We start from the raw sequence: 1,801 nt of genomic DNA, 5'->3' as shown, positions 1-1,801 counted from the left end.
GGAGCTGTCCGGTGAAGGGCCGCCTGCCGTAGAGGACGTCCGCGACACCGTCGCCCTCGGTGCCGGGCAGCCAGGAGGCGACGAGCGCGTCGATGGCTTCGTGACCAGGAAGTCGACAAAGAGGTTGATCCACCGCCCCAGTGCGGCATGAGGGGTCGGGGAGCTCGCCAGCAGGGCGGGGCCGGCCTCGGCGCAGGCTTCGACCTGGTGCCGGTAGACCGCGATGATGAGATCCGCCCGCGTCGGGAAGTGGCGGTAGATCGTGCCCGTCCCGACACCGGCCTTGGCGGCGATGTCACGCACCGGAGCCTCCACACCCGAGGTCACGAAGATCGCGGCGGCCGCGTCGAGCAAGGTCTCCTCGTTGCGCCGGGCGTCCGCCCGCTTGGGCCGGGCCGCACGCCCCGCCTCACCGCCACCGCCACCGACCGCGCCACCGTCACTCATCGCGCCCTCCTCTCCGCCACCGGGCTTGCTATCCGGAACGACGTTCCGTATCTTCAAACGGGACAAGGTTCCGTTTGCCTATCATCCCAGAGCGGGGACCGACGGCCAAACCGTGCGTGGTCAGCCGTTGACCCGTCGGAGCGGCGGCCGGGTGCCGGGTGCACCGGAAACCCGTCACGGGTGAACACGAACGTGGTCGCGACACAGGCCGGCACCACACGGATCCCGCCCGCGCCCGACCAGCCGGCGAAGACCCCCGCCACACCACAGTCCGCCCCATCACACCAACCGCGCGAAGCACCTGAACGGAAGGCACCTCCATGCCCGAATCACCCACGGCGACCGCCCCGGCCACCACGCTCACGCCCACTCCGGTCGTCTCCGTGAAGCCGGTCGTACTGCCGGCCCCTGGCCGCGGTGAGGACCTGAAGGTCCGGGTGTCCGCGCCCACGACGGGGCACGACCTGCCCGTCATCGTCTTCTCGCACGGCTACAGCTGGTCGATGGACGGCTATGCCCCCCTCGCGGACTTCTGGGCTGCGCGCGGCTTCGTGGTCCTGCAACCCACCCATCTCGACTCGAGGACACTCGATCTGCCGGCGGACGACCCCCGTACGCCACTGATCTGGCGTTTCCGGGTCGAGGACATGAAGCGCGTCATCGACCGGCTCGACCTGCTGGAAGCGTCCGTGCCGGGCCTCGAAGGGCGCCTGGACCAGAATCGCGTCGCCGTGGCCGGCCACTCGTGGGGGGCCCAGACGGCGAGCATGCTGCTGGGTGCGCGAGTGCTCGATTCCGCGGGCGTCCCGGGCGAGGACATGTCCGATCCGCGGGTCTCGGCGGGTGTACTGCTCGCCGCGCCCGGTCGGGGCGGGGACGACCTGTCCCCGTTCGCGGCCGAGCACCTCCCCTTCATGAACCCGTCCTTCGACGACTTGACGGCACCGGTCCTCGTCGTCGCCGGGGATCAGGACAAGTCCGCGCTGTCCGTCCGGGGACCGGACTGGTTCACCGACCCGTACTTCCTGAGCCCGGCCGGCAAGAGCCTGCTGACCCTGTTCGGCGCGGAACACTCGCTCGGCGGGATCCCCGGGTACGCCGTTGCGGAGACGACGGACGAGAGTCCCGAACGAGTCGCCCTGATACAGCAGTTCACCTGGGCATTCCTTCGCGGCGCTCTCGACCCAGAGGACACGAGCTGGGCGGCGGCGTGTTCCACGCTGGAGCAGGACCCCAGGCCGCTGGGTCAGGTGCAGAGCAGGTAGGGAAGGGGGCCATGCCGTCGGCCCGGGGCCGGCACCGCGGCCTGTGCCTGCGGCTGTTCGGCCCGGCGGTCCCGCGGTCTGCGGTCTGC

General features: G+C 70.8%; 2 protein-coding genes. One reads left to right on the top strand and one right to left on the bottom strand.

The window, feature by feature from the left end:
• On the bottom strand, positions 1-447 hold a 447-nt coding region (locus ABZV34_RS39095; RefSeq protein ID WP_356287943.1), incomplete at its 3' end, for a TetR/AcrR family transcriptional regulator.
• A 320-nt stretch (positions 448-767) separates the two neighbouring features.
• Between ABZV34_RS39095 and ABZV34_RS39090 the strand changes: the two genes are divergently transcribed.
• Positions 768-1,712: an alpha/beta fold hydrolase gene (locus tag ABZV34_RS39090; RefSeq protein WP_356287940.1), complete on the top strand. Its 945-nt coding sequence runs from the start codon at positions 768-770 to the stop codon at positions 1,710-1,712.
• Positions 1,713-1,801 lie beyond the last annotated feature (89 nt).

This window comes from Streptomyces sp. NPDC005195, assembly GCF_040608315.1.
Classification (GTDB): domain Bacteria; phylum Actinomycetota; class Actinomycetes; order Streptomycetales; family Streptomycetaceae; genus Streptomyces; species Streptomyces kaempferi.
Note: the sequence above shows the minus strand (reverse complement) of the source record. Positions and strands in the feature narration are given on the sequence as shown.

Coding starts and splice junctions, on each gene's coding strand:
- ABZV34_RS39090 (WP_356287940.1), top strand. CDS start 768: ATGCCCGAATCACCCACGGCGACCGCCCCGGCCACCACGCTCACGCCC.